Annotated in this window: 29 protein-coding genes and 1 riboswitch; of the genes, 17 read left to right on the top strand and 12 right to left on the bottom strand. The window is 62.0% G+C overall.

Annotated features, from left to right (window positions below; translation table 11 throughout):
- Window positions 1-74 precede the first annotated feature (74 nt).
- Window positions 75-290, top strand: a riboswitch (cobalamin riboswitch).
- Between the two features lie 238 nt (window positions 291-528).
- Together MF606_RS12690 and MF606_RS12685 are read left to right on the top strand one after the other, a co-directional pair.
- A complete protein-coding gene (locus MF606_RS12690; protein WP_240229625.1) occupies window positions 529-744 on the top strand; it encodes an ATP-binding cassette domain-containing protein in 216 nt (71 codons plus the stop codon).
- Window positions 660-1061 (top strand): iron chelate uptake ABC transporter family permease subunit, encoded by a 402-nt coding sequence (locus tag MF606_RS12685; RefSeq protein ID WP_240229624.1) that lies wholly within the window; start codon window positions 660-662, stop codon window positions 1059-1061. The genes MF606_RS12690 and MF606_RS12685 overlap by 85 nt, the downstream gene beginning before the upstream one ends.
- 4 nt (window positions 1062-1065) lie before the next feature.
- Here MF606_RS12685 and MF606_RS12680 read toward each other — a convergent pair whose 3' ends face one another.
- Window positions 1066-1488: a hypothetical protein gene (locus tag MF606_RS12680; RefSeq protein ID WP_240229623.1), complete on the bottom strand. Its 423-nt coding sequence runs from the start codon at window positions 1486-1488 to the stop codon at window positions 1066-1068.
- A 205-nt stretch (window positions 1489-1693) separates the two neighbouring features.
- Between MF606_RS12680 and MF606_RS12675 the strand changes: the two genes are divergently transcribed.
- On the top strand, window positions 1694-3358 hold the full coding sequence (locus MF606_RS12675; RefSeq protein WP_240229622.1) for a vWA domain-containing protein: 1665 nt from the start codon (window positions 1694-1696) through the stop codon (window positions 3356-3358).
- A gap of 62 nt (window positions 3359-3420) precedes the next feature.
- Here MF606_RS12675 and MF606_RS12670 read toward each other — a convergent pair whose 3' ends face one another.
- The 4 genes from MF606_RS12670 to MF606_RS12655 all read right to left on the bottom strand — a co-directional run bounded on the left by MF606_RS12670 (window position 3421) and on the right by MF606_RS12655 (window position 8160).
- A complete protein-coding gene (locus MF606_RS12670; RefSeq protein WP_240229621.1) occupies window positions 3421-4158 on the bottom strand; it encodes a head GIN domain-containing protein in 738 nt (245 codons plus the stop codon).
- A 133-nt stretch (window positions 4159-4291) separates the two neighbouring features.
- The gene (locus tag MF606_RS12665) at window positions 4292-5416 is read right to left on the bottom strand and encodes an acyltransferase family protein (RefSeq protein ID WP_240229620.1); all 1125 of its coding nucleotides are present in this window, start codon (window positions 5414-5416) and stop codon (window positions 4292-4294) included.
- A 123-nt stretch (window positions 5417-5539) separates the two neighbouring features.
- Window positions 5540-6649, bottom strand: coding sequence for an outer membrane protein transport protein (locus MF606_RS12660; RefSeq protein ID WP_240229619.1), 1110 nt, complete (start codon window positions 6647-6649; stop codon window positions 5540-5542).
- 293 nt (window positions 6650-6942) lie between these two features.
- Window positions 6943-8160, bottom strand: coding sequence for an NADP-dependent isocitrate dehydrogenase (locus tag MF606_RS12655; protein WP_240229618.1), 1218 nt, complete (start codon window positions 8158-8160; stop codon window positions 6943-6945).
- 120 nt (window positions 8161-8280) lie between these two features.
- Between MF606_RS12655 and MF606_RS12650 the strand changes: the two genes are divergently transcribed.
- On the top strand, window positions 8281-8718 hold the full coding sequence (locus MF606_RS12650) for a MarR family winged helix-turn-helix transcriptional regulator (protein ID WP_240229617.1): 438 nt from the start codon (window positions 8281-8283) through the stop codon (window positions 8716-8718).
- A gap of 30 nt (window positions 8719-8748) precedes the next feature.
- Window positions 8749-10029 carry a beta-ketoacyl-ACP synthase II gene (gene fabF, locus MF606_RS12645; RefSeq protein WP_240229616.1) on the top strand — a complete coding sequence of 427 codons (1281 nt, stop codon included), beginning with the start codon at window positions 8749-8751 and terminating at the stop codon, window positions 10027-10029.
- A 47-nt stretch (window positions 10030-10076) separates the two neighbouring features.
- Here fabF and MF606_RS21715 read toward each other — a convergent pair whose 3' ends face one another.
- Window positions 10077-10427, bottom strand: a complete 351-nt coding sequence (locus MF606_RS21715; RefSeq protein WP_476728696.1) for a GFA family protein — start codon at window positions 10425-10427, stop codon at window positions 10077-10079.
- A 189-nt stretch (window positions 10428-10616) separates the two neighbouring features.
- Between MF606_RS21715 and MF606_RS12635 the strand changes: the two genes are divergently transcribed.
- The 6 genes from MF606_RS12635 to rpsD all read left to right on the top strand — a co-directional run bounded on the left by MF606_RS12635 (window position 10617) and on the right by rpsD (window position 16477).
- The gene (locus tag MF606_RS12635; protein WP_240229613.1) at window positions 10617-11198 is read left to right on the top strand and encodes a GNAT family N-acetyltransferase; all 582 of its coding nucleotides are present in this window, start codon (window positions 10617-10619) and stop codon (window positions 11196-11198) included.
- 117 nt (window positions 11199-11315) lie between these two features.
- A complete protein-coding gene (locus MF606_RS12630; RefSeq protein ID WP_240229612.1) occupies window positions 11316-11912 on the top strand; it encodes a GNAT family N-acetyltransferase in 597 nt (198 codons plus the stop codon).
- A gap of 282 nt (window positions 11913-12194) precedes the next feature.
- Window positions 12195-13553, top strand: coding sequence for a GGDEF domain-containing protein (locus tag MF606_RS12625; RefSeq protein WP_240229611.1), 1359 nt, complete (start codon window positions 12195-12197; stop codon window positions 13551-13553).
- Window positions 13554-13560: 7 nt separating this feature from the next.
- The gene (locus tag MF606_RS12620; protein ID WP_240229610.1) at window positions 13561-14364 is read left to right on the top strand and encodes an RNA methyltransferase; all 804 of its coding nucleotides are present in this window, start codon (window positions 13561-13563) and stop codon (window positions 14362-14364) included.
- 73 nt (window positions 14365-14437) lie between these two features.
- A complete protein-coding gene (locus MF606_RS12615; RefSeq protein ID WP_240229608.1) occupies window positions 14438-15706 on the top strand; it encodes an MFS transporter in 1269 nt (422 codons plus the stop codon).
- A gap of 153 nt (window positions 15707-15859) precedes the next feature.
- Entirely contained in the window at window positions 15860-16477 is a 618-nt protein-coding gene (gene rpsD / locus MF606_RS12610; protein WP_240229607.1) for a 30S ribosomal protein S4, read from the top strand.
- A gap of 68 nt (window positions 16478-16545) precedes the next feature.
- Here rpsD and sbmA read toward each other — a convergent pair whose 3' ends face one another.
- Window positions 16546-17832, bottom strand: a complete 1287-nt coding sequence (sbmA, locus tag MF606_RS12605) for a peptide antibiotic transporter SbmA (protein WP_240229605.1) — start codon at window positions 17830-17832, stop codon at window positions 16546-16548.
- Between the two features lie 178 nt (window positions 17833-18010).
- Here sbmA and ttcA point away from each other — a divergent pair, with 178 nt between their 5' ends.
- A complete protein-coding gene (gene ttcA, locus MF606_RS12600; RefSeq protein ID WP_420842261.1) occupies window positions 18011-18859 on the top strand; it encodes a tRNA 2-thiocytidine(32) synthetase TtcA in 849 nt (282 codons plus the stop codon).
- A gap of 11 nt (window positions 18860-18870) precedes the next feature.
- Entirely contained in the window at window positions 18871-19674 is an 804-nt protein-coding gene (locus MF606_RS12595) for an inositol monophosphatase family protein (protein ID WP_240233842.1), read from the top strand.
- A 134-nt stretch (window positions 19675-19808) separates the two neighbouring features.
- Here MF606_RS12595 and MF606_RS12590 read toward each other — a convergent pair whose 3' ends face one another.
- Window positions 19809-21008 (bottom strand): pyridoxal-phosphate-dependent aminotransferase family protein, encoded by a 1200-nt coding sequence (locus MF606_RS12590; RefSeq protein ID WP_240229602.1) that lies wholly within the window; start codon window positions 21006-21008, stop codon window positions 19809-19811.
- 147 nt (window positions 21009-21155) lie between these two features.
- Between MF606_RS12590 and MF606_RS12585 the strand changes: the two genes are divergently transcribed.
- The 3 genes from MF606_RS12585 to MF606_RS12575 all read left to right on the top strand — a co-directional run bounded on the left by MF606_RS12585 (window position 21156) and on the right by MF606_RS12575 (window position 22586).
- Entirely contained in the window at window positions 21156-21470 is a 315-nt protein-coding gene (locus MF606_RS12585; RefSeq protein ID WP_240229601.1) for an ArsR/SmtB family transcription factor, read from the top strand.
- Complete coding sequence (locus tag MF606_RS12580) at window positions 21467-21808, top strand: SRPBCC family protein (RefSeq protein ID WP_240229600.1); 342 nt, start codon at window positions 21467-21469, stop codon at window positions 21806-21808. The genes MF606_RS12585 and MF606_RS12580 overlap by 4 nt, the downstream gene beginning before the upstream one ends.
- 157 nt (window positions 21809-21965) lie before the next feature.
- Window positions 21966-22586, top strand: a complete 621-nt coding sequence (locus MF606_RS12575) for an ATP-dependent Clp protease proteolytic subunit (protein WP_240229599.1) — start codon at window positions 21966-21968, stop codon at window positions 22584-22586.
- Here MF606_RS12575 and MF606_RS12570 read toward each other — a convergent pair whose 3' ends face one another.
- Window positions 22587-23840, bottom strand: a complete 1254-nt coding sequence (locus MF606_RS12570) for a multidrug effflux MFS transporter (protein WP_240229598.1) — start codon at window positions 23838-23840, stop codon at window positions 22587-22589.
- A 125-nt stretch (window positions 23841-23965) separates the two neighbouring features.
- Window positions 23966-25183: an MFS transporter gene (locus tag MF606_RS12565; RefSeq protein WP_338084371.1), complete on the bottom strand. Its 1218-nt coding sequence runs from the start codon at window positions 25181-25183 to the stop codon at window positions 23966-23968.
- Between the two features lie 128 nt (window positions 25184-25311).
- On the opposite strand from MF606_RS12565, the gene MF606_RS12560 reads away from it, so the two are divergent.
- Window positions 25312-25599, top strand: a complete 288-nt coding sequence (locus MF606_RS12560) for a Dabb family protein (protein WP_240229595.1) — start codon at window positions 25312-25314, stop codon at window positions 25597-25599.
- Window positions 25600-25646: 47 nt separating this feature from the next.
- Here MF606_RS12560 and grxD read toward each other — a convergent pair whose 3' ends face one another.
- A complete protein-coding gene (gene grxD / locus MF606_RS12555; protein ID WP_240229593.1) occupies window positions 25647-25982 on the bottom strand; it encodes a Grx4 family monothiol glutaredoxin in 336 nt (111 codons plus the stop codon).
- Window positions 25983-26095: 113 nt separating this feature from the next.
- Complete coding sequence (locus MF606_RS12550) at window positions 26096-26623, bottom strand: hypothetical protein (protein WP_240229592.1); 528 nt, start codon at window positions 26621-26623, stop codon at window positions 26096-26098.
- Between the last annotated feature and the right edge of the window lie 13 nt (window positions 26624-26636).

Here is a 26636-nt window from a genome sequence, read left to right as displayed (position 1 = left end):
TTCCCTCCGAGCCAATGAAGGCTCCAGCGCCATTTGGGTTGAAATGAGGCGCCTTGCCTTGCCGACGAAAATCGCGCATCACGCACGCCGATGGTTCTTGCCACCCAACTCGGGCGGCGGGATTAAAAGGGAACACGGTGCGACGTACCCATCAGGGCGCAATACCGTGGCTGCCCCCGCAACTGTGAGCGGATAGCGACACCGGGATGAACCACTGGCCGAAAGGCTGGGAAGGGCCGGAGCCGCAGCGACCCGCAAGCCAGGAGACTTGCCGTCATCATTCCTTTTAACCCGGCCGAGGTGTGCCGCGGGAGACGATGATGACCAGTTGCTGTCGCATAATCGCTGCTCGGATCGCCCGTGACCTCTCGCCATACGGCGGAGCCAGCGATGGCACACGGCAAGTCTACGGCTGATGGCTTCACCGGTGATCGGCCGGCGCGCCTCGACATCAAGGGCCTGACCTGGGGTGCGATCCCGGGGTAGCCCATTATCGGGCCGCTGTCGCTCAGCGTCGAGCCAGGGGAGATGCTGGCGTTGGTCGGCCCGAATGGAGCAGGCAAATCGAGCCTGCTGCGCTGCCTCTATCGCTATCACCGGCCCAGCAGCGGTCTCGTGCTTCTGGACGGCGACGACATCTGGACGCTGTCGGCAAATCGGTGGCGCGGCGCGTTGCCACGGTTCTGCAGGAGCAGGCGTCGGATTTCGGGCTCAGTGTCGCCGAGATCGTCGAACTTGGGCTGACGCCGCATCGTGTCTCCGCCATTGCCTTGGCCGCGACCGCTACCAGCACGGCCCTGGCCGCCGGCTATCGCGTCCCGGTCCAGAGCTGTAACCGCGGTGTTACCTTTGAAGCGTCGCCGCAACGCGCCGTCGGCGGCGACTACCGACGGGTGCTCCCGCTATCGGCGCTGGTTGGCGCCATCTTCCTCGTTCTAGCCGCCATTGTTACGCGTATCCTGATTCCACCGCAGGATATGCCCATCGGAATACTGACCGGCATTATCGGCGGATTGTTCTTCATCGGACTAATGCGCTGGCGCCAGACCGGGGCCGAATAGCGGCCTACCTTGGCATGATTGAAACGAGCTGGATGCTAGTTGTGTCGATCGTGTACTCGAGGTGCAGCCGATAGCCGTCCATCAGGAAGCTGTCCCATGCTGGTTTCAACCCGAGCAGAGGAAGGTTCCGTGCTTCACCCTCGCTGTCCGGGTCGCCAAGAAGCGCGCGAGCGTGTTCGCGTCCCATTGAGAAGTCTATGCCATGGGGCAACTCCCCAGCGAACTGGCTGAAACCTGACGTACTCCCGTGGACCTGCACCGCTGACACCATGACGCCATCAGGCAATACCAACGAAATTCCGGCCTCGGGCAGCGACACATAGCTCTGGTCCCCGATCACCTCCAATTGGAGCGAAAGCCCGGCGAGTTGCCGCATTTTGGGGAGGTCGCCATAGCGCGCTCCCAACAGTTCCACGATCGGCGCCATCGGCGGGAATATCCTCAAGTCAGCGAATGATGGGCTCTTGCTACGACCTGATAGTGGCATTTTGGAATCCGACCACAAAATCGCCCGTAAGTCATAACTCGCGCTGAATGCAGTGTTCATCCAGGCGTCATCTGAGGCATGATTTGAATTGCGCGCTTATACGCAGTCCTCGATAACGGGGCTGGTGTTGTTGGAGGGCAATTCTATGCGGATCATCCGTAATCTTGTGCTTGGGGCGGTCGCAGCCCTGGGCATGGCGCTGCCGGCGGTTGCCGCCGAACGCGCCATTATCGTGCTTGATGGGTCTGGCTCGATGTGGGCTCAGATCGATGGCAAGGCGCGCATCACCATTGCGCGCGAAACCCTGGCCTCGGTGCTGGCTACTCTGCCGGATGATCTTGAGCTGGGTTTCATGACCTATGGGCACCGCGAAAAGGGCAATTGCGCCGATATCGAAATGCTGGTTGAGCCGGCAACGGGCACCGGCTCGGCGATTGTCGCCGCCGCCGACGCGATCAATCCCAAGGGCATGACGCCAATTTCGGACGCAGTGCGGCTAGCCGCGGAAGATCTGCGCTTCACCGAGGAAAAAGCGACGGTCATCCTGATTACCGATGGGCTCGAAACCTGCGAGGTCGATCCGTGCGCCCTGGCCTCCGAGCTTGAATCTCAAGGTGTGGATTTCACCACCCACGTGCTGGGCTTTGGCCTTTCCGACGAAGAGGGCCAACAGGTTGCCTGCCTCGCCGAAAACACCGGCGGCAAGTATCTGCCGGCCAATGACGGAGCAGCCCTGGTCGATGCGCTGAGCTCGACGGTTGCCGAGGTCGCGCAGGTCGAACCTGAACCAGAACCCGAGCCGGCCCCGGCGCCCGAGCCTGTTGCCGACTACAACCTTAAGCCCACGGCTTCGTTGTCCGAAGGCGGTCCGGACATTGTCGACGAGGATGCCGATCTGGTTTGGGAATGGCACACCGTCGCTGCCGATGGCACGGCGGGCGAATATGTCGGCACGAACTACTACTCGACCTTTGAGGGCGCACTGGAGCCGGGCGACTACATATTGAGCGCCACGCTGGGCTACGCGACCTCGTCGCAGCCGGTGACCATCGTGGCTGGCAAGGTCGCGACGCCGCACTTCGTCATCAACGGCACCATCCTCAAGCTGCATCCCATGCCAAGCGAAGGCGCTCCGGTGGATGACGACGCGGCGACCGAAATCCGCCACGCGAACGAGTACGTGACCACGCAATATGGCGATATCGACGTCGTCGTGCCGGCTGGCGCCATTGAGGTCGACGTTTCGATTGGCGAGGCCAAGGTGACCCGCACCTATGACGCCAAGGCCGGCGAGACCATCGACGAGGACGTGATCGTTGGTGTGGGCCTGGCCAAGGTCGCCTCGTTCTACGTCGAAGGCAGCCCCATCGAGGCCGACATATTCATCGAGGTTCTGGAGGCCAAGAAGGCGCTGGATGGTTCGCGGAAGTCGGTCGCCTACCAGTATGGCGGCGACCTCAGCTTCGAACTGCCGCCCGGTGACTATGTTGCGACATATGACCTGGGCGGTGCATCGGGGGAGGTGCCGTTCACCGTCAAGACGGGTGAACTGACGGACGTTCCGGTTATTCTCGACGCAGGCGTTCTCGCGGTCACCACGCCGGGTGACGACTATGTGGAGCTGGTCTCGGCCAAGGCCGATATTGCCGGTAACCGCAAATCCTTCGACTATGGCTACGGGCCGGACTTCAGTACGACGCTGGCTGCCGGGGACTACCTGATCATCAGTCTTGATCAGGAAACCCCGATCACCATCGTCGGTGGCGAACGCAGCGAGATAGCGATCGTGCCGGCAGGCAAGTCGAAGTAAGCCGCCGCTACGAATGCGAAGGGCGCCCGCGTGGGGCGCCCTTTTTGTTGGCGTGGACCGGCTTACTCCTCTTCGAACGAGACGTCGCCGCCGCTCGAAGATTCGAAATCGGTTCGTGTCGGCCGGCCGGCCACATCGACATCCCCGCCGCTCGACGCTTCGGCTTTCAGTGTCCCGGTGGCATGCACCTCGATATCAGCGCCGCTGGAGACTTCGACGGTCGCGTTTTCGCATACCAGGTCGCCGGCGCTAATGCCTGAGCCGCTGGAGGCCTCGGCGTCGATGGTTTCGCAGGTGCCCGACAATTCCATGTTCGCGCCGCTCGACGCGCTGGCTCTTACCGCCCCCAGGGCTGCCTGGCTCAGGGTAATGTCCGAGCCGCTTGAGGCGTCTAGATCGAGCTTGTTCGATTTCAGACCGCTTGCCCTAACATCGGCACCCGAACTGGTCGAAATGCCAGCGACTGCCGGCATGGTGATATCGACAGTGATGGCATTGCCGTTGCTCAGCAGCATGCCGACCAGGCCGCCGCTGATGATGAAGTCGAGGAAACTCTGGTCGAAACTGGCCTTGAGCACGCCTCCGGAGACGTCGACACGCAGATTCTGCAGCGCATCGGCGCTGGCGGAGTCGGCGCTGACGGCAAAGCGGTCGCCGATCGTGACGACGGCATCGATACCGGTCGAGATGTCTATCCTGTCGAAGTCTTTGACGTCGAAGTTCCGACTTTCGGCCAGTGCCGCCCCGGTCAGCGTCAGGCCGAGGGCGGTTGCCAGTGCCAGCGTCTTCATGGTCCGCATGATTTAGCTCCCTTGATTGGTTACAGGCATATTGGGCATGGCGCAGCGGCGCTCAAGAGAACGTGAAAATATAGTCCGCGCGTGGTTGTTAGGCACACGCGTGTGCCCTATGTGCAGGGGCTGATTGCTACCCTTAGCCAGCCGTTGCGGGCAATGCGCGGCGGCGGCCAAGGCCGACCAGCCAGGACTGTGCGGGGCGTTCGATCACGACATGCGCCAGCCATGCGGCGACGATCGAGGCGAGGAAAGCAGCCATGCCGAGCGTGAGGAGCGCGGGAGTGGTGTTCGCATGCAGCAGCTTGCCTCCGATACCATAGATGAGCATCAGCACCGGCGCGTGAACAAGGTAAAGCGCGTAGGAGATGTCGCCGAGCCAGACCAGCGTCCGGCTGCGCAGCATGGTCGGATGGGCGCTCTGGCCACGCAGGGCAAGAAGCAGCAGCATGGCAATGATGATCGGCCAGAAAACCTCGTTAGGCAGACCCAGATAGCCCGCGATCACGAGCATCGCTGCGCCGACGGTGAGGCCAATATCGATCAGCCGACCATTGGTGCCCCAGCCCCGCGCCAGAAGATCGTCGAATGCATAACGCAGCGCCACGCCCACAAGGAATGATGGAATGATGCGCAGCACCCCGCCCTGATAGGTCAGCTCCAGCAGATCGACATGGAATATCTGCATTGACGCCACCGCGCATGCGACAAAAACCAGAGTGCAAAGCAGTGCCCGGAGGGCGTTGTTGCCGAGGCGATCAATCGTGAGCAGGAATAGTGGAAAGAGCAGGTACGCAAACCACTCCGCGCCGATGGACCAGGCCGGCTGGTTCCAGGCGAGTTCGGGTGTCAGGCTTTCGGCATTCAGCATCAGCAGGTTGAGTACAAAAGAGCTGGCCGTTGGTTGCCATTCCGGTGTCAGGCCGAAACGACCGCCAGCGAGAACGATCAGTGCGACGGCGAGCAGCGTTGTAGCGTGCAGCGGCCAGACGCGGGCAAAACGTTTGCCCATAAAGCCAGCGTGACGATAGGCGCCGGAGCGCCAGGCGTCGCGATAGACGTGGGTCAGGATGAAGCCAGAGAGTGCGAAGAAGAAGTCCACGGCCAAGATGCCGTAATGTAGCGGCGGAAACGCCGCCGTGATCGCGCCATTGGCGTAGGCGTTGATATGGTAGATCACCACGAGCGAGGCAGCGATGCCACGGGCTGCGGTGATCTCGTCGAGGCGAGCAGGTATAGGTGACGGGGAACCGATACCGGTCATGGGCCTAGCCGCGTTTTCTGTTGCGGCGCCATAATAGCGCTAAAGGGCGTCACAAATGCCTTTCAGCGAAACGAAAAAGGCGGCGCTGGTTAACGCCGTCTCGTCGTGACCGTCGATGGCGCGCTAGAACGAGCCCTTGAGCCCGCCGCTCACTGCGAAGACATAACCCGTGTTCCAGGTTTCGCCGCGGGCATTTGAGCCCGCGGCCAGCGTGCTGGCGGAGACGCCGCCAGTGAACTGCACGCTTTCCGAGATATTGTAGATTCCGCCCAAGGTAATGCCATAGCGATCGGTCTGGCCACCCGAGACCAATACGCCGCCTGCGCCGGGCGTTGAGGTCCCGCGATCCCAGGTTACGGCGCCAACAGCGCTCAATTGCTCGTTGATGGCATGTCCGATACCGGCCGTGACGGTCCAGCCGTCGCGGTAGTCGAGCGAAGACACGAGAGGCGCACCGATGGTCGTTACCGTAAGCTTTTGCAGCGCGGCCCAGTTCGCCCATCTGACCGATCCCAACGCCAGCCAACCGGGCGCAATGCCGGTTTGCGCGCGCAGTTCGAAGGATTGCGGCGTGCTGACATCGGCGGATGCGGGGCCGCCGAAAGCAGTGCCAGTCAGGTTGTAGTGGACCGGAGCATTGTAGATGGCGCTGACGCGAAGCGCGTATTCGGGAATTTCATAGGCAAGGCCGGCGCGCCAACCCACGGACCAGCCATTGATCGACGCTGGGGTGCTGGTGGCGAGGCCCGTTGGAAGATCGGCCGCATAGCTGAGGTTTTGTGCGGATATGCCGCCAATCAAGCTGATAACCCCCGGTCCAGCCTGTATGCCATACGCGCAGGTGAGACCGGCGTCGGTTGAGCGAATGGATTCGTTGACGGCTTGTCCGCTCAGCGCCGCGTAGGCATTGGTCCGTGCAGTGTCCGCACCAAACGGGTTCTGCACCGTGATTAGGCAGCTCGCCATGTCGAGAATGTCGGCTTTGAAGCCCAGATTGTAATAGACGATCGAGGGGTGGGTAGACACCACGCCGGGCATCACGCCCGGATTGGTCACATCCTTGTGGATATACACATAGGATGTGCTGGCCTTGGCGGTATAGGTCGCTGGATCGAACAGCAGCTCCCAGTCATAGCCATTGGCTTCAAGCCCGCCGGCAAAAGCGCCGCCCAGTAGCGGCAGACTTGCTGTCAGGCCGGCCATGGCAGCCATGATGTTGCGTCGTACTTTCACCTGACCCTCCAACCCCAAACCGCGTCAGACACCGTCCATGCAAAATCCTAAAGACTGCCCTCCAAGGGAGTGGTCGTTGTTGACCGACCTTTCCTGCAGTCGAGGAACTTAATCATTGGGGCAAAGTACTAACAGTTTGTCGCTGAGCTTCAGCAAATGGTGGTTTTGGGCTGCCCGGGGCTGATTTGTTGCAGGAATAACGCGCTGGAGGTGGGATTGAGGCATTACAAACCAAGAAAAAGGCGCCTCCCGCAGGAGGCGCCTCCACTTGACTGCCAGGTTTGGCAATACGCTTAGGCGGCTGACATGGCCTTCTGGAGGTTCTGGTCGATGGCGTCGAGGAAGCCAAGCGTCGACAGCCACGGCTGATCGGGACCGACGAGCAGGCTCAGATCCTTGGTCATCTTGCCTTCTTCGATGGTGTCGACAGTGACCTTTTCGAGCGTCAGCGCGAACTTCTTGAGCGCTTCGTTGTCGTCGAGTTTCGCGCGGTGGGCGAGGCCACGGGTCCAGGCGAAGATCGAGGCGGTCGAGTTCGTGGACGTTTCCTTGCCCTGCTGGTGCTGGCGGTAGTGACGCGTCACCGTGCCATGGGCCGCTTCGGCTTCCACGATCTTGCCATCGGGCGTGGCCAGAACCGAGGTCATCAGGCCGAGCGAGCCGAAGCCCTGGGCCACGATGTCGGACTGCACGTCGCCGTCGTAGTTCTTGCACGCCCAGACGTAACCGCCGGACCACTTGAGGGCCGAGGCGACCATGTCGTCGATCAGGCGGTGCTCGTACCAGATCTTCTTGGCTTCGAACTGCTCCTTGAACTCGGCTTCGTAGATTTCCTGGAAGATGTCTTTGAAGCGGCCGTCATAGGCCTTGAGAATGGTGTTCTTGGTCGACAGATACACCGGCACGCCGCGGGCGAGGCCATAGTTGAAGCTCGAATAGGCGAAATCGCGGATCGAGTCGTCGAGGTTATACATGGCCATGGCCACGCCGGCGCCGGGAGCCTGGTAGACTTCGTGCTCGATGACTTTGCCGTCCTCGCCGGTGAACTTGATCGACAGCGTGCCCTTGCCGGGGAACAGGAAGTCGGTGGCGCGGTACTGGTCACCGAAGGCATGACGGCCGACGATGATCGGCTGGGTCCAGCCGGGGACGAGGCGCGGCACGTTCTTGCAGATGATGGGCTCGCGGAAGATCACCCCGCCCAGGATGTTGCGGATGGTGCCGTTGGGCGACTTCCACATCTTCTTGAGCTTGAATTCCTCGACGCGCTGCTCATCGGGTGTGATCGTGGCGCATTTGATGCCGACGCCGTGCTTCTGGATGGCGTGGGCGCTGTCGATGGTCACCTGGTCATTAGTGGCATCGCGGTTCTCGACCGAGAGGTCGTAATACTCGATCGGCAGGTCGAGATAGGGATGGATGAGCTTGTCCTTGATGGCCTGCCAGATGATGCGGGTCATCTCGTCGCCATCGAGATCGACGACCGGGTTGGCGACTTTGATCTTGCTCATAGAGTACTCCCTTAGTGCTGTTCTGGCCGCTTAGGCCCTGCTGCCAGCCGTATAACATCGCGAACGCAAAGCGCAAAGGTTGGCTCGGCATGGGGGCTTGCCCGGCTTGACGCCGTGTATATGCACGACTATATCGCGGCGATGCAGGACGATTTTTCGCAGTGTCTGGTGCTCAATACGCGGATGGCAGCGCGCGCCATTACCCGGCGTGCGGACCGCAAGTTGCGCCCCTTCGGTGTAACGGCAGCGCAGTTCACCATTATGACGTCGTTGCAAAGCCGCCCGGGTCTGTCGGTGACCGAGATGGCAGAGAGCATCGCGATGGACCGCACGACACTGTCGCGCAATCTCGATCTGCTTGAAACCAAGGGCGTCGTCGCCTCGACCCGTCCGTCTCGCGCCAATGGTCGCGTTTGCGCCCTTACCGACGCGGGGCGGGAGCTGGTCGCGCAGATGCTGCCGGTGTGGCGGGCGTCGCAGGCCGAATTGCGCGAGACGCTCGTCCGCCCAGATTTCGCCGTGGTCATCACGGCATTGCAGCAGCTTTCCCGGCTTTAGCCGACAAAGACCACAACCCAAGGAGACAGAATGCTCAAGCCCGATCCGTCCGATCCCATCGTCGTTACCGGCATGGGTGTGGTCAGCCCTCTGGGTGTGGGTGTTCCGACCATGTGGAGCCGCCTGACGTCAGGCAAGAGCGGCATCGTGCACAACGATCGCTTCGATACGGAAGGCTTTGGCGCCACCATTGCCGGGCTGGTTCCAGCCAATCCGGCCGATCCGAACGGCTTTGATCCTGCCGAGTTCATCGACGGCAAAGAGATCAAGAAGATGGACGTGTTCATCCAGTATGCCATCGGCGCGGCACACGAGGCGCTGGAGCAGGCGAACTGGCATCCGACCTCGGTCGAGGATCAGATGGCTACGGCCACGATTATCGGCTCGGGCGTTGGTGGTTCGCCGGTCATGGCGCGCGCTGTGGAGATCATCCAGACCAAGGGTCCGCGCCGGCTGTCGCCGTTCACCGTGCCATCGTTTCTGGCCAATCTGGCAGCCGGCTGGCTCTCTATCCTGCACAGCTTCCGCGGACCGATCGGCACGCCTGTCACGGCCTGCGCGGCTTCGGCCCAGGCTATTGGCGACGGTATGCGCCTGATCTTGACCGGAGAGGCCGAGGTCGCCGTGGTTGGCGGAGCCGAAGGCTCGGTCGATCCCATTTCGCTTGGTGGGTTCGGCGCGTCACGCGCGCTCGCCACCACGTTCAACGATACCCCGGATAAGGCTTCCCGGCCCTTCGACAAGGGTCATGACGGCTTCGTGCTATCAGAAGGCGCCGCCGTGCTGGTCATTGAAAAGCTGAGCCATGCCAAGGCGCGCGGCGCAACGCCACTGGCGGTCCTGGCCGGGTACGGCACCTCGGCCGACGCATACCACCTGACGGCCGGTTCACCTGACGGTGCCGGGGCCCAGGTTGCCATGCGCAATGCCATCGAGATGGCCGGCATCGACCAGAGCCAGATCGGTTACGTCAACGCCCACGCCACGTCGACGGCGGTGGGCGATGCGGCTGAGCTCGCCGGCATAGGAGCGGTGTTTCCGGGCCGCGGCAAGGATCTCGCCATTTCGTCCACCAAGTCCGCCACCGGCCACATGCTGGGTGCCGCGGGTGCCATGGAGGCCGTGATTTCCATTCAGGCCCTGCGTGAAGGCCTGCTGCCGGCATCGATCAATATCGTCGACCCGATGGAAGAAGCCGCTGCATTCGACCTTGTCGCCAACCAGCCCAAGGCTAAGGCGGTCGATTACGTGCTGTCCAACTCGTTCGGCTTTGGCGGCGTCAACGCTGCCCTGGTGTTCGGCAAGATCTGACGCCTTGCCCCAGTCACCGCCCGGCTTGGCCGGGTGGTGGTTGGCATCTACGCTTGGGAAGTCCGGTATTTTTCGTGCCGAGGCAGGCCGGCGGCGATCTCGTCCCACTCCTGATGCGAGCGGGCGAAGATGAGCTGGCCGGGCGCAAACCAGTCATTATTCCCCGCAAATAGCCCGATCGGGAGCATCCGCATGTCGGCCGCCCGAGAAGATTGACCATAGAGCGGGGTGCCGCAACCGGCGCAGAAGTGTCGCGTGAAGGTCGCCCCCGAATCACTTGGTCTGTCGAAGGATTTTGGTGTGCCGCGAAGGCTCAACGCAGTCGCCGGCACCATTGCCACGCTTGAGTGGCCAGTGCCGCTGGCCTTCTGGCAGTCGAGGCACGAACATAGCAGCATCGACAGCACGGGCCCGTTGATGCTGACTTCAATTGCCCCGCAGGCGCAGGTTGTCGTGGCCTTTATGGTGGGACGATGGGTTGTGCTCATCGGGCAAGGCTGACACGCTGACCGGCACGGATCAAGACCAGCGATCTTGCGTTTGGGGGCGACAGTGGCAAAAGTGCGCCCGGCCAAGAAGGGGACGGCATGGCACTCTATCCGACTTATCCGCTGCAGACCGAGAGGCTGACGCTTCGCCCGTTTACCCGTGGCGATGTCGATGCGGTATTCGCCTATCGGCGGCTGGACGACGTGGCGCTCTATCTGTTCGATGTCGCGCTCAGCCGGGAAGAATGCGCTCTGGCCGTGCAGCAGCGGATCGCTCAGGTGGCGCTGGAAGCCGAGGGCGACAAGATCATCCTGGCCGTCGAGCTGACCGAGACCGGTGCGCTGATTGGCGAAGTGTCACTGATCTGGCGCAGCGTCGATGCGCGACAGGGCGAGATCGGGTGGATTTTTAATCCAACCTATCACGGGCACGGTTATGCCACGGAAGCGTCCAATGCCATTCTCGATCTGGGTTTCGGGCCAGGCGACATGCATCGCATCGCTGCGCGCTGCGACGTGCGGAACGACAGCTCCTGGCGGCTGATGGAGCGGTTGGGCATGCGTCGGGAGGCGCATTTTCGCGAGCACGCCATCTTTAAAAGTGCCTGGGACGAAGAGTTTGTCTATGCCCTTCTCTGGCAGGAATGGCATGCGATGCGGCACCCGGAAAGTAGCGATTAGAGCAGCATTTCTGGCAGTTTTGCCGTAGCAGGATTTTCCAGCAGATCGCAGGAACTTCGGCGACTCCGGTGACGTTGTGGCTTCGGGCATCACCTGATCCCGAGGGAGCGCGCAATCATGTCATCACTGACCTTACCCATCGAAACCGACCGCCTGATCCTGCGGACATTCGAACGGGCTGATGTGGAGGGGCTCAGTGCCTATCATGCGCTGCCATCAATGCAGCGCTACGTGTTCAGCCGCACGCGCGACGCTGCCGAAGTCGCGAGCGCTCTCAATATCATGCGCGGACACGTGAGCTTGCAGCGACCCGGCGATACGCTGACACTGGCAATGGTTCGCAAGGGTGATGGCCAGCTGCTCGGCCACGTTTCGCTGCATTGGTCAGACGCCACGGCAGGACAGGGTGAGGTTCGTTTTCTCGTCAATCCCAGCTATGCCGGGCACGGATACTTGACCGAGGCGCTGGCGGCGCTATTCGATCTCGCATTCGACCATTTTCGCATTCACCGCGTCTTTGCCCGCTGCGATGGTCGCAACCACCACTCCATCAAGCTGATGCAGAAGCTCGGCCTGCGGCTGGAGGCGCATTACCGGGAGCACGCACTGTTCCAGGGCGAGTGGGATGAGGAACTGCATTTCGCGATCCTAGACCGCGAATGGCAGCGCTCGAGCAAGGTCAGAGAGTTGCCACCAAGGCATCGCGTCGCCTGATCGCGCGCGCGCAACAATAGCGACGCTGTCTACTCTGCGATATCGACAAAAATCGCATAGGTCCTATGCGACCATACAGACGCTGCACTAGTTCTTTGCTTTAGTGGCGTCCAGGATTGCTTTCAAGAATGCCAGATCGAGGGGGTTTGGTGTCCGACGGTCCTGATGAAGCATATGTATTGGGACCCCTCTATGGTCGTGACCAGCCGTGCCTTGGGGCGTTTTCGCAACGCCCTCTCTATGCCTCCCGTCCGCCTTGCCCTCCTTGCCGTCGTTGTACTGGTGGCCGCCCTTTTGGGCGTCCTGTCGCGGCCGGTTGGCCTGTTCGCGACCTTCTGGCCAGCCAATGCACTGCTGGCCGGCATATTGGTCCGCTCGGGGTCGCCGCGAAAATTACCCGCCATCTTGGCCGCCGCAGTGGGATACCTCTGCGCGGGAGCGTTGGTTGGCGACGATCCGATCGTCCTCCTGCTCATGACGCTTGCCAATCTCACCGGCGTTGTCACCTTCGTTTTCCTGTTCTCCGGCAGAAGTCCCGAGGAACGCGCCCTGTCGGTGCATGCTGGGGTTCTGGCCCTCCTGGTGGCGGCCATCGTGGCATCGGCGGCAGCAGCCGTGCTGGGCAGCATAGCCATCAGCGGGCCGTCACCAGCATCATATTTCGATGCCTGGCTCGGCTGGCTGGCGGCAGAACTCGTCAACTATCTCACTATCCTACCGGCCGTCCTGACCTTCCCCACGACCAGGCCAAGGGCAGAGACCGTGCAGACCTGGCTCGCTGCCGTACCGGAGACCGCGCCGCCAATCGCCACGCTGGTGGCGACGGTCTACCTAAGTTTGGTGGTCTCACATCCAATGGCCGTCGCGTTTCCGATCCCGGCCTTGATCTGGTGCGCGCTCGTTCTGCCTGTGCCGGTGGTGGCGTTGCTGATCATGATCCACTCGACCATAAATGTGCTTGGTCTCACTCTGGGTCGCTTCGAACTGTTCGCCGGCGATAAGCTGACGAGTGGTGGAGTCGCCATGGTTCATCTGGGCGTGGCGGTAATCGCGCTGGGACCCATCTTCGTCGCCAGCGTCACGGCCGATCGCCGGCGGTTGGTGGCTCAACTCAAGCGCCTGGCGCATCATGATCCTCTCACCGATGCCATGACGCGAAGCGCTTTCGAGGCGCTGGGCGGCGAGATGTTCGAGACGCTGCGGCGCGAGCAGGGCACCGTCGCGGTCCTGCTGGTCGACGCCGATCGTTTCAAACAGATCAACGATACACACGGTCACCTGTCGGGCGACCGTGTACTGGTGGCGATCGCCGCGGCCATTCGCTCATCGATCCGTCAGGGCGACCTCTTTGGCCGGCTGGGCGGGGAGGAGTTCGCCCTGGTCCTCCCCAGCGTCAACCAGCGCGAAGCGACCAATGTCGCCGAACGGGTGCGGCGTTCCGTGGCCAACCTGGTCGTCGTGCTCGAGAGCGGCGGGCTGCAGAAGGTCACCGTCAGCGTGGGCGTTGCGTTTTCCGGTTCGCCGGTACCGGACCTCGTCGAAATGGTTTCGCTGGCTGACCGGGCGATGTATGACGCCAAGAATGCGGGGCGCGACCGCGTCGAGGTGCGCGACTATTCCGCGGCAAGCCTCGGGAGATAATAGCGGTATGGCCGGAACCGACAAATCGCAGGAAATTGCCTATTTGCCGTCGCCGGCCGTGATCCTGTGCGAGCCGCAACTGGGCGAGAACATCGGCACGGCGGCGCGCGCTATGGCCAATTTCGGCCTGTGGGACCTGCGCCTGGTACGCCCACGTGACGGCTGGCCCAATGAGAAGGCGGTAGCCGCTGCATCGCGCGCCGATCACGTGATCAACAAGGTGCGCGTGTTCGAAACCCTGGAAGAGGCCATTTCCGACCTGACGCTGGTCTATGCGACCACTGCGCGCTCTCGCGATATGCAGAAGGAGGTCATCGGGCCTGACGAGGCCGGGCGGCGGATGACGCCCCATATTCGTGGCGGGCAGGGCGCCGGTCTATTGTTTGGGCGTGAGAAGTGGGGCCTCCTCAATGAAGAGGTCGCGCTGGCCGACATGATCGTCACGCTACCGGTGGAGCCGGCATTCGCCTCGCTCAATATCGCGCAGGCTGTTCTGATCCTGGCCTATGAGTGGCGGCGTCAGTCGGGACAGGCCGACGCCTTGCCGTTTGGCAGTGGCCTGTCCGATGTGGCGCCGCGCAGCGAACTGGTTGGCCTGTTCGAACATCTGGAAGGTGTGCTCGATCAAAGCGGGTTCTTCACGACGCCGGACAAGAAGCCGAGCATGGTCAACAATCTGCGGACGGCCCTGACTCGCGGCAATTTCTCCAGCCAGGAAATCCGCACCCTGCGAGGTGTCATTTCGTCGATCGACCGCCGCCACGAGCGGCCCAATCCAAATCGGCAGAAGCCGGAGAGCAACAAGAACTGAGAATCGCGCGCCGCGAACGCAATGGCGGCATTCCGGCTTTGACTGCAACCTCCTGTCATGGCAAGCCCAAGCCATGAGCACGCCCACCCCGCAAGACAAGTCCCGCATAGCCTTCAGTTATATCGGCTTCCGCTTCTTCTGGCTGACGACGCTGCTAGTCAGTTTCGCAGTGCAGATCATGTCGGTGTCGATTGCCTGGCAGATCTATGACGTCACCGGCAATGTTTTCCTGCTGGGCCTAGTGGGCCTGAGCTTGTTCCTGCCGGCACTGTTGCTCATTCTCGTTACCGGTCTTACGGCCGATCGATTCAATCGCCGTGGCATCATGGCAGTCTGTCTCTCGGTCGAGCTGCTCTGTGCACTGGGTTTCCTGGCCTTCGTCAACGCTGAGGCGCACGAGGTTTGGCCGATTTTCGGCATTCTCATCGTACTGGGCACCGCCCGCGCCTTCTGGGGGCCGGCAGCTCAGTCGCTGGCGCCCAATCTCGTGCCGCCGGAGGCGCTGAGCAACGCCATCACCGTCAACGCCTCGGCGTGGCAGATGGCTTCCATTCTGGGTCCGGCCGCAGGTGGTCTGCTCTATGGCATCGCCCCGACCGTGGCCTTTGGCACAGGTGCAGCCCTGCTGGTTATCGCGGTGGTCTCCGTCCTGCTGATCCCCAAGCCCCAGCAGCGGGAGTCGCATCAAGCCACCAGTCTCGAAACCATTTTCGGCGGCTTCCGCTACATTTTCTCCAACAAGGTGGTGCTGGGCGCCATCTCGCTCGACATGTTCGCCGTGTTGATGGGCGGCGCAGTGGCGCTGCTGCCGGTTTATACCAAGGACATTCTGCATGCCGGTCCGCAGGAGCTGGGCCTGCTGCGTGCTGCGCCGGGCATCGGCGCCATCGTCATGGCGCTCTATCTCACCAAGTTCCCGATCCGCGACCATGCCGGCAAACTGCTGTTCCTGTTCGTCGGGCTGTTTGGCCTCTTCACCTTCATCTTTGGTCTGTCCACCACCGTCTGGATTTCCATCCCGGCGCTGGCGCTCGTCGGCGCCTCCGACATGGTCAGCGTCACCATTCGCGAGACCATCATGCAGTTGTGGACGCCCGAAGAGGTGCGCGGCCGCGTCAATGCGGTGAACTCGGTGTTTATCGGTGCGTCCAACGAGTTGGGCGAGTTCCGCGCCGGTACGGTAGCGCATTTCATCGGTCCGGTCGCTGCCGTGGCCGTCGGCGGCATAGGCGCGATCGGCGTCGCCATCGTCTGGAGTCTCATCTTCCCCGGCCTGCGCAATCAGCGTTCGCTGGACAAGAAGATGGTAGCCGACGGCTCGAGTGCCCCCGAGGCTGCTTGACGGAACCGTCGCAATTGCCTATGACGCGCCCACCTATCCGGGCCATTGGTCCATAGGCGCACCCGGGATTCCCTAAATTATTGGGATCTGTCGGCCACCCGCAAGGGCGGCAGAGGAGGGCGCGATCCATTCAACACGTGAAAAGGATACGCGATGTCGAAGCGTCATTCAGTCAAGTACAAGATCGATCGCCGTCTTGGCGAAAATATCTGGGGTCGTCCGAAGTCCCCACTCAACGCCCGTGCCTACGGCCCCGGCCAGCATGGTCAGCGCCGCAAGGGCAAGCTCTCGGACTACGGTCTGCAGCTCCGCGCCAAGCAGAAGCTCAAGGGCTATTACGGTTCGGTCACCGAGAAGGCGTTCAAGCGCCTCTACACCGAAGCCGCCCGCGTTAAGGGCGATACCGGCGAGAACCTGATCGGCCTGCTCGAGAGCCGTCTGGACGCGATCGTCTACCGCGCCAAGTTCGTTGCCACCGTGTTCGCTGCGCGCCAGTTCGTGTCGCACGGCCACATCCTGGTCAACGGCAAGCGCGTCAACATCCCGTCCTACCAGGTCAAGGTTGGCGACAAGATCGAAGTGCGCGAGCGCTCCAAGCAGCTCACCGTGCTGATCGAAGCCACCCAGTTGGCCGAGCGCGATGTTCCTGACTACGTCGAAGTCGACCACAACAAGATGACCGCCACCTTCGCCCGTGTCCCCGGTCTGTCGGATGTGCCGTACCCGGTCCAGATGGAACCGAACCTGGTCGTCGAATTCTACTCGCGCTAAGCGAAGTCGAATTACAGAATTGGAAAGGGCCGCTCCTCGGAGCGGCCCTTTTGTTTTGGTCCGTGATGTCAGGGGCCGCTGGGCGTACCGACATCCACGATTTCGGTGTGTGGCGCCGGGTGAGCCGGAAGTTTGGCATCGACCACCAGAGGCGCCCCGGGAGGAATGTTACTCTCAAAAGCTGTCAGACGTTTGTACACCGAGAGTAGCTCGACCACGGTCGGCCAGGATGTGGCAAAGAACTGGAACGAGGCCGACACGCGATTGAAGGCCAGTACCACCTGCTGGTACGTGCCCATTGTCATCGCCCCCGCCACCAGGGATGGGGCCATCACCAGCATGGGCAGGATGCTGGCGACGTTGCCGTAGGAGTAACGCGCCAGGTTGAAGTAGGTGTAGTGCCAGTAGAGGCGGAAATAGTTCTTCTGGACCCCGGCAACCAGTTCGCGCACCGTGGCCGGTTGGGCGCGAGCTTCATCGTCCTCGCCATAAACGAGTTCCTTGCGCAAAGCCGCTTCCACGCGCTGGTTGTGGAATTCCAGGCCTGGCAGGCGATAGCCGACCAGAGCCAGAAGGCCGGTGCCGAAGGCGGCTAGAACCAGGGCCACCCAGACCAAAGCGCCGTCGACATTGCCGATGATCGGCACGGTTGTGACGTTGGACGAGAGCCCATAGAGCAGGGGCAGGAACACGACCAGCGTCATCATCGAGTCGAAGAAGGCGACGAGGAGGCGTTCGAGGATTTGCGCCAGGCGCATCGTGTCTTCCTGCACGCGCTGAGAGGCACCCTCGATGTGACGCAGGCGTTCCCATTGGCTCATGTAGTAGAACGTCATCGCCCGGCGCCACCTGAACACGTAGTGCGATGTGCCGAAGGTGAGCAGCACCAGCAATATGATGTAGGGCGCCATCACGCCGGCGTAGATATAGGTCTGCTCGGCAATCTGCTCGAAGGTGACCGTGCCTGGGTTGGACGAGGCCTGCTGGAGCAGGTTGAAGAAGGTGCCGTTCCAGCCGTTTGTCCAGGCGTCGAACTGCACGGTGAAGTAGGTGACTTCGAGGATCGTCACGGTACCGACGACCGACCACCAGTACCAGTAGTGACGCCGGTAGAAGTACCAGAACAGGCAGAACGAATACCCGGTCATCAGCACGTACTGGTAGAGCCAGATCTTGTCGGGAGACAGGAACGGATCGGGACTGGCCTCGGTTGGGGCAACGCCAAGCCATGGTCCCAGACTCAGGACGCCGGATAGGGCTTCCCCTGCCGTAAACCAAATGGCCATGGCCACCCCGATCCACAGCAGACCCGAAGGGAAGAAGATTTTGGGTTCAGGAAAGAATGATCGAAACACCGCGAGACTCCAGGGTGCCGAGAGGACGGTTCATCTAACTGTTGCATTCCGACTAAAGCAAGAAAGGGAAGTTAAGCTTTGGTAAGGTTTGCAGCGGTCGGTTTCCCTTTCCCTCGGGGGCAGGGGGCGCTATCAGCTACGCGACTGTACGAAAGAGAGTTTCGCCATGAGTGAGGTCATGGAGGCCCCGGCCGACGAGGCCGAAACCGGCGCGCAGCCGATCTATGCGCATGCGCCGCGCAGCGTCGAGTTCAACAAGCTGCGCAAGCGGCTGATCCGCAATGTGCGCGAGGCGCTCGACAAGTTCGGCATGGTCCGGCCCGGCGAGAAGTGGTTGGTGGCACTCAGCGGCGGCAAGGATAGCTATGGCCTCCTGGCGCTGCTGCTCGACCTCAAGTGGCGCGGGCTATTGCCGGTGGAGCTGCTGGCCTGCAATCTCGATCAGGGCCAGCCTAACTTCCCCAAGCACATCCTGCCCGAATTCCTTGCTGGTCTCGGTATTCCTCACCGTATCGAATACAAGGACACGTATTCGATCGTCACCGACAAGTTGCCGGCCGGAGCGACCTATTGCTCGCTCTGCTCGCGCCTGCGCCGGGGCAATCTCTACCGCATCGCGCGGGAGGAGGGCTGCACCGCGCTGGTGCTTGGCCACCATCGCGACGACAGCCTCGAAACCTTCTTCATGAACATGTTTCATGGCGGACGGCTGGCCGCCATGCCGCCGCGACTGCTCAATGACGAGGGGGACCTCGAAGTGCTGCGCCCGCTGATCTATTGCGCCGAGGAAGACCTGCAGCGTTTCTCCGACGCCATGGCGTTTCCGATCATCCCCTGCGACCTCTGCGGCAGCCAGGACGGGCTGGAGCGCAATGCGATGAAGGCCATGCTGTCAGAAATCGAAAAGCGCATGCCAGGTCGCAAGGATGTCATGATCCGCGCGCTAGGCAACGTCAACGCCAGCCACATGCTGGACACCAAGCTCTTCGATTTCAACGCTCTCTTCGACAAAAGGACCGCCTCGTGACCTTCGACGCCATGGAACTTGCCAATATCCTTCGTGACGCATCGCGCGCGGAGGCGTTGACCCGGTTCCGCAGGCTTGACGCGTCCATGGTCCAGACCAAGACCGAAGCCATCGACTTGGTCACCGAAGCGGATGTTGCCACCGAAGAGGTCATCAAGGCATCCATTGCCCAATGGATGCCGGATGCGCTGTTCGTGGGCGAGGAATCGGTCGCGGCCGACCCGGCCTTGCTCGACCGCCTCGCCACTGCCGGTCTAGCCGTGGTTGTCGACCCGATTGACGGTACGGCGAATTACGCCGCCGGCCTGCCGCTCTTTGCCTGCATGGCCTCGGTGGTGTCGGGCGGCGAGACCGTGGCCGGCATCGTCTACGATCCGATGGGCGATGACTGGGTCATGGCCGAGAAGGGCGCTGGCGCCTGGTTGCGTCGCCCCAATGGCGAAGCGGTGCGCCTGCGCGTGGCCGATCCTCTGCCGCTGCCCGAAATGGTCGGCATGGCCTCGGTGGCCTATCTACCGGCCGCAACCCGTCCGCAAATCCTGGCCAATACTGCCAAGGTTCGTATGCTCGCCAATTTCCGCTGCGCCGGCCACGAATATCGTACCTTCGTCTCCGGGCACGGCCAGTTCCTCTGCTACAACAAGCTGATGCCCTGGGATCACCTGGCCGGCGTGCTGATCAGCCAGGAAGCTGGTGCCTATGCCGCGCGCCTCGACGGTTCGGACTATCTGCCGAGCCACACCGGTGGTGGTCTGCTGGTCACGACGGATCGTGCGACCTGGGACCTATTGCGGCGCGAAGTCTTTACGTTCTAGGCGGCCGCTGTACTGTCCCCGCCCACAGCTCGTCACCCTCGGGCTCGACCCGAGGGCTCTACACTTATTGAATTCGCAAAAGAGAAACGCCCTCGGGTCAAGCCCGAGGGTGACGATTTGTGTGTGGTTGAAAGTTAACTACCCACTATCGCCCTCGCCGCGGCCTCCACCGCGCCCGGCCCATGCGGTATCCCCAGCGACTGCATCCCAGCCTCCATAGTGGCCAACACGCCCAGCGTCATATGCGCGTTCACATGGCCCATATGCGCGACCCGCAGAAAATCCTGATAGGCCGGCTCCGACGGCAGGGCCATACCCAGCCCGATACCCAGCGTCACCCCTGCTTCAGCTTCGAGCCAGCGGCGCAAGGCGCCTGCACCGCCCGCCGGAATGGTCGCCGCCGTCACCGACCAGCCACGCGCTGCCGGATCGGCCACGTTGAGCGCAATGGCGCTACCCTTGCCCCAGGCATCAAACGCCGCCCAAACGGCGCTGGCGAGCCGCCGATGGCGCTCCCACACCTGCGGCAGCCCCTCTTCATCGAGGATCATGGTCAGCGCCTCACGCAGCCCATAAAGGTGGTGCGTCGGCGCCGTGCCGCCGAAGAACTGCCAGAACTCGGTGCCCGTCCCGCGCGGCCGCCAGTCCCAATAGGGCGTCGAGAGTCCGGCCCGCTGCGACACCGCAAGAGCCTTGTCCGAAAACCAGACAAACCCGAGCCCGGGCGGCAGCATAAGGCCCTTCTGGCTGGCACCGATGATGACGTCGATGCCCCAATCATCCATGCGCAGCTCGTCGCAGCCCAGCGAGGCGATGGCGTCGACCGCCAGCAGCGCCGGATGGCCTGCCGCATTGATGGCCGCGCGAATGGCGGCAATATCGTTGCGTGCGCTTGATGCGGTGTCCACATGCGTCACCAGCACGGCGCGGATGGTGTGATTGGTGTCGGCGCGCAAGGCCTCCGCGATGCGCTGCGGGTCCGCGGCTCCGGCCTTGCCGAAGTCGATGATGTCGACTTCTATCCCCATCCGCTGTGCATGTTCAGCCCAGCCATGGCCAAACCGGCCAGTCGCGGCCAGCAAGGCACGATCGCCGCGCGAGAATATGTTGGTGATGGCGGCTTCCCAGGCGCCGTGACCATTGGTGATGTAGATGGCGACATGCTGGCTGGTCAGCGCCACGCGCTTGAGATCAGGGATGATCGACCGCGTGATATCGACGATCTCGCCCTCATAGATATTTGGGGCGGTGCGATGCATGGCACTGAGCACGCGATCGGGCGACACCGACGGTCCGGGAATGGCGAGGTAGGAACGGCCGTTGGCGAGAGACATGGAAAGCTCGATTGGACAGGCGAGGAGGGCTGCCTATCTGATGAGACTCGCTCCCAAGGATCAACAGCGTTTTGGTGATCGCGTTCATCAACGCGATTGATCGCACACCCCTTGTCACGACTCATAAGTTTGTGCTTATGTGTTGGCATGAGTGATGTCGATATCTTCAAAGTGCTGGCTGATCCCACCCGGCGGGCCGTTCTCGAGCGGCTGGCCAGCGCGGAAATGACCGCTACCGAGTTGCGCGAGGGCTTTGCCATCTCGCAGCCTGCCATGAGCCAACATCTTGCTGTGTTGCGTGGTGCCGGGCTGGTCAGCGAGCGCAAGGACGGCCGCTTCACCAATTATCGCGTCGAGGCGCAGGGCATGGCGCCGCTGCATGAGTGGCTGGCCCGCTATCGCGCCTTCTGGCCCGATCGCATCGATGCCCTCAAGGATCTGCTCAAGGAGATGGACCAATGATTGCCGATCCGGACGCTCTGATATTCGAGTGTGCCCTCGATGCGCCGCCCGAAAAGGTATGGCGCGCGCTGACCATCCCCGAATATCTCGAACGCTGGCTCAAGCCGGCGCAGGCCGTCGACCTCGACGTGGTCACATCAGAGGAAAACAGGAGCCTCACCTATCGCTGGCGTGAGTCGGGGCAGGGCGCGATCGTCGGTGCTGAGGACAGTCTCGTAACCTTCGAGCTTACGCCGACCAATGATGGCGGCACCTGGTTCCGGCTGACCCACGCCCCGATGGCGATGCCTGCCGCCGCCAACAGCAATCTGCGCGGCCCGGCCATGCTGGCGGCGTAGCGCACGGTCTCCCCCCTATCACCGCCTCATTCCGGCGAAGGCCGGAATCCATGCGGGGAGACATCAACGCCCCGGATGTCGCGGCGGGACGCGGACCTGGATCCCGGCCTTCGCCGGGATGACTCAGTGAATTAATCAAAACTCAAGGAGATCGCCTATGCGCGACATGATGCAGCTCGTCCCTATGGTCGTCGAACAATCGAGCCGGGGGGAACGCTCCTTCGATATCTATTCGCGGCTGCTGCGGGAGCGGATTATCTTCATAAACGGCCAAATAGAGGACAGTATGGCTTCGCTGGTCTGCGCCCAGTTGCTGTTTTTGGAGGCCGAGAACCCCCAGAAGGAAATCTCGCTCTATATCAACTCGCCCGGTGGTGTGGTGACATCGGCGCTGGCGATGTATGACACCATGCAATTCATCAAGGCACCGGTCGGCACGCTTTGCTTCGGCATGGCCATGTCAGCGGCCACGCTGCTGCTGATGGCCGGGGAGGCCGGCAGCCGCGTTTGCCTGCCGAGCGCCTCAATCATGCTGCACCAGCCGAGCGGCGGCTATCAGGGCCAGGTCACCGATATCGTGTTGCACGCCCAGGAGAGCCAAAGGCTTAAGCGCCTGACGAATAGCCTCTATGCCAAGCATTGCGGACGGACCATTGAGGAAGTGGAGGCCGCGCTGGAGCGCGACAACTTCATGAGCCCGGAACAGGCCAAGGCCTGGGGACTGGTCGACCATGTCTATGCCGACCGCAGCCAGTTGCCACCGGCTGCGGCCGACTGATCAGTGCCCGCCGCTGTGGCTCATATCGGTGTGGGCGTATTGCTCGCCCACGCCGAACAGCCGACCGCGCTCAGCAACGAGAATGCAGATCAGCGCCAAAACGCCCATGACGAAGTAACCGGTCGCAGTGGGAACTGTGGTGCCGTCGAAATGCTGACCGGTATAGCTGCCGATCAATGCGCCGCCCACCGTCTGGATGAAGCCGAACACCGCCGAGGCCGTGCCCGCTACCGCGCCGAGGGGTTCCATGGACAGGGAGTTCATGTTGGACGCGGCCCAGCCGAAGCTGAACATGATGATGGCGAGGAACGAGAAGAACAGCCAAAGCGGCAGGAAGCCGCTCAGCGCAAAGGCCAGCCAGATGCCGCTGAAAATGGTGTAGCTCAGCATGGCGCCATGTGACAGGCGGCGCATGCCGAACCGCCGCACGATCCGCGAATTGGTGAAGGACGACACCGCCATCAGGCCGGCCATAGCGGCGAAGGCCACCGGGAAATAGACGCCCAGCCCGTAGATATCGACGTAAATCTGCTGGCTCGAGCTGATGAAACCAAACAGCGCGCCGAACAGGAAGGTGCCGGCAAGGCCATAGGAAATGGCGACGCGGTTGGTGAAGACAATGCGGAAACCGTCCAGCACCGAGCGGAGGCTCAGCGGGCGCCGGTGTTCGACCGCCAAGGACTCTGGCAGGCGGATGAAGGTCCAGATCCAGAAGGCCAGGGCCAAGAGGCCCATGAAGATGAAGATGTTGTGCCACTCGCCCACGAGCAGGATCACCTGGCCGATGCCGGGCGCAACGATGGGAATGGCCATGAACACCATGAAGGTCAGGGACATGACCTCCGCCATCTCGCGGCCCGAATAGCGGTCGCGCACCACGGCGGTGGCGATGACGCGCACGCTGGCGGCGCCCATGCCCTGGATGAAGCGAAGCGCGAGCAGGATGCCGAAGCTTGGAGCGAAAACCGCGGCCAGAGCGGCCAGGATATAGATGCCCATGCCCACAAGAAGCGGCGCGCGACGCCCGAACCGGTCGGTCAGCGGGCCGAAGCCCAGCACGGCAATACCCATGCCGAGCATATAGGCCGAAATCACGAACTGCCGTTCGTTCTCGCTGGTGACGCCCAGAGCCTCGCCCATATAGGGCAGCGCCGGCAGCATGACGTCGATTGCCAGCGCGTTGAGGGCCATGAGGGCGGCCATGAGGGCAATGAATTCGGGGCGCGAGAGAACCCGCGTGAAATGATCAGACATGAAAGAATCTCAGGAAAATCGCCGGAGAAGGACCAGCGCTGGAATAATTTCGCGGACCATGAACCCATGACACCGCGTTTGCAAGGTCGGATGGCCGGGAAACATTAATCCCGGCCGATCCTCTGTCAGGCCGCTTTCAGCGCGAAATTGGGGGCGCTGCGCTCGTTGATCGGCAGGTGAATCGCCGCGGAGCCCAGCCCGAGCAGTATGCCCAGATACCAGACCAGGCTGTACGACCCGGTCTGGTCGAAGACATAGCCGCCCAGCCATACGCCAACGAAGGAGCCGATCTGGTGGCTGAGGAAGGCGATGCCATAGAGCATGCCCATATAGCGAGCACCGAAGAACAGGCTGACCAGGCCGGCCGTCAGGGGCACCGTGGAGAGCCAGAGCAGACCCATGGCGGCGGCAAAGGCGTAGGCGGTGATTTCGCTGACCGGGATCAGCAGGAACGCGCCAATCGCCACGGCTCGCAGGAAGTAGATCGTCGCCAGCAGCATCTGCTTGGGCAGGCGGCCCCCCAGATATCCAGCCAGCAGCGAACCGACGATGTTGAACAGGCCGATCACGGCGATGGTCCAGCTGCCGACTTCCGGCGACAGGCCGCATTGCACCAGGTAGGCGGGCATGTGGACGTTGATGAAGGCCAGATGGAAACCGCAGACGAAGAAGCCGATGACTAGTAACCGGTAAGAGCCGTAGCCCCATGCCTTGGCGAGGGCTTCCATGAAGGGCAGGTCGGCCTGGCCAACCGCGTTCTCGGTGCGTCCCCGTAGGGCATAGCTGAGCGGGATGATCAGCAACAGCGCCATGGCCAGATAGAGCAGGGCCGATTGCCAGCCGAAGGCGTTGATGAAGCCCTGGCTGATCGGCGCAAAGGCAAACTGGCCGAAGGACGAGGCGGCGGTGGCGACGCCGAAGATCAGCGACCGCTTTTCGGCTGGCACCGAACGCCCGAAGGCCGCCATGACGACGCTGAACGAACAGACGGCAATTCCGACGCCCGTCACCACGCCGGCGGTCAGGGTCATGATGCCGGCATCCGGCGAGAAGGCCATGCCGAGCACGCCGAGGGCGTAGATGGCCGCACCCGCCGCAACCGTGCGGCCGGTGCCGACGCGGTCTGCGAAGGCGCCGGCGAAGGGCTGGGCAATGCCCCAGGCCAGGTTCTGGATGGCCATGGCCATGCCCCAGCCTTCGCGTGTCAGGCCCAGATCACCGGTCATCGGCAGCGTGAAGAGGCCGAAGCTGGTACGGACGCCATTGCCGATCGCCGCGATAATGCAGCCGGCAATGATCAGCACAAGCAGGGGGACTGCGGGGCGGAGGGCGGACGAGGTCATGGGGAGCATCCAAAGGGTGGACGTTCTATCTACGCCTGCGACATCATCACGCAAAGCAATATTGCTGAATGGCGCCCATCAATGCCGCTGATGGGACTACAAGGCTGACGACCATTTGGAGCCGTGCCGTGATCCGCCATATCGTCTTCTTCACCGCCAAGTCATCGGAAAACCTGGACGCGATCTGCGAGGGTCTGGAGCTACTCGGCACGATTCCGCACTCGCTGCATTTCGAGGTGACGCGGAACACCAAGGTGGACCAGATTTCCAATGAGGTGGATGTGGTGGTCTACGGCGAATTCGCCGACGAGTCGGCGCTGGCGGCCTACAAGGCGCATCCGACTTATGCCGAAGCAACCCGCCGGGTTCGGCCGCTGCGCGAGATCAGGCTTTCGGCAGACGTGCCCGCCAAATAGCAACGCCGGGCACAAGGCCCGGCGTGATGGAAGCATGCTGCAGGAAATCAGGCAGTTTGCTTGACGGCAATGCCTGCCTTTTCGAAATGCGTCTGCAGTTCGCCGGCCTGGAACATTTCGCGGACGATATCGGCGCCGCCGACGAATTCGCCCTTGACGTAGAGCTGGGGAATGGTCGGCCAGTTGGTGTAGGCCTTGATGCCGTCGCGCAGCTCGGCGCTTTCCAGCACGTTGGCGCTGCCGTATTCGACGCCGAGATAGTTCAGGATCTGCACGACCTGGCCGGAAAAACCGCATTGCGGGAAGTCCGGCGAGCCCTTCATGAACAGGAAGACGTCGTTGTTCTTCACCTTGTCGTCGATGAAAGCGTTGATGTCGGTCATGGGAGAAACCTCTTGTAAGCCGGGGTCAAGGGCCGGATGCTGTTGCCTCTAGATAGGACAGGAGAACGGCGCTGTCGAGATCACCATCGGCAACAGGCGATGTTCGTTCAACCTCAGGGCATTTGAAAGCACCGCATTTCGCCAAGGGATTGCACCTCTTTGGTTGCCAGATCATAGAGTTTTTGCTCGGCCATGATTGCGCTCATGCCGCCCATCGTGAAGTTCTCATATTCTGGGCAGGTTTCGGGCGTGGCTGGTGTGTCGGTCTCCTCGAAGAAGACAATGCCGCCGGGGCCGACCACGTAATCCAGTGCCCAGACCGAGTATATGGGCTCGGTTTTGGGGAGTTCGAAGACGGAAATGATCGTGAACGGGTCGGTGCTGGAGCCGGTGACGGCAAGGTTGCTGAAAAGACCGAAAAATTGGTCGATGGATTCGCCAGCCTTGAGGAAGGCCAAATCCATGCTGTCGGCGCCGCATGGAATTGGCGCATCGAGATATTCGCGCTCGCCAAAATAGACATAGCTATCAAGGTCTGCGGTTTGTTTGACAAAGACGGCGAAGTGGCTGTCGCTGCCATAACAGGCGATGTCGTCGGCCTGGGCCGGGGCAGAAAAGGCGGCAACGAGAAGCCCTGCCAATGAACGCGCCCTG

This window comes from Devosia lacusdianchii, from assembly GCF_022429625.1.
Taxonomy (GTDB): domain Bacteria; phylum Pseudomonadota; class Alphaproteobacteria; order Rhizobiales; family Devosiaceae; genus Devosia; species Devosia lacusdianchii.
This window is presented reverse-complemented; position numbering and strand designations above follow the sequence as displayed.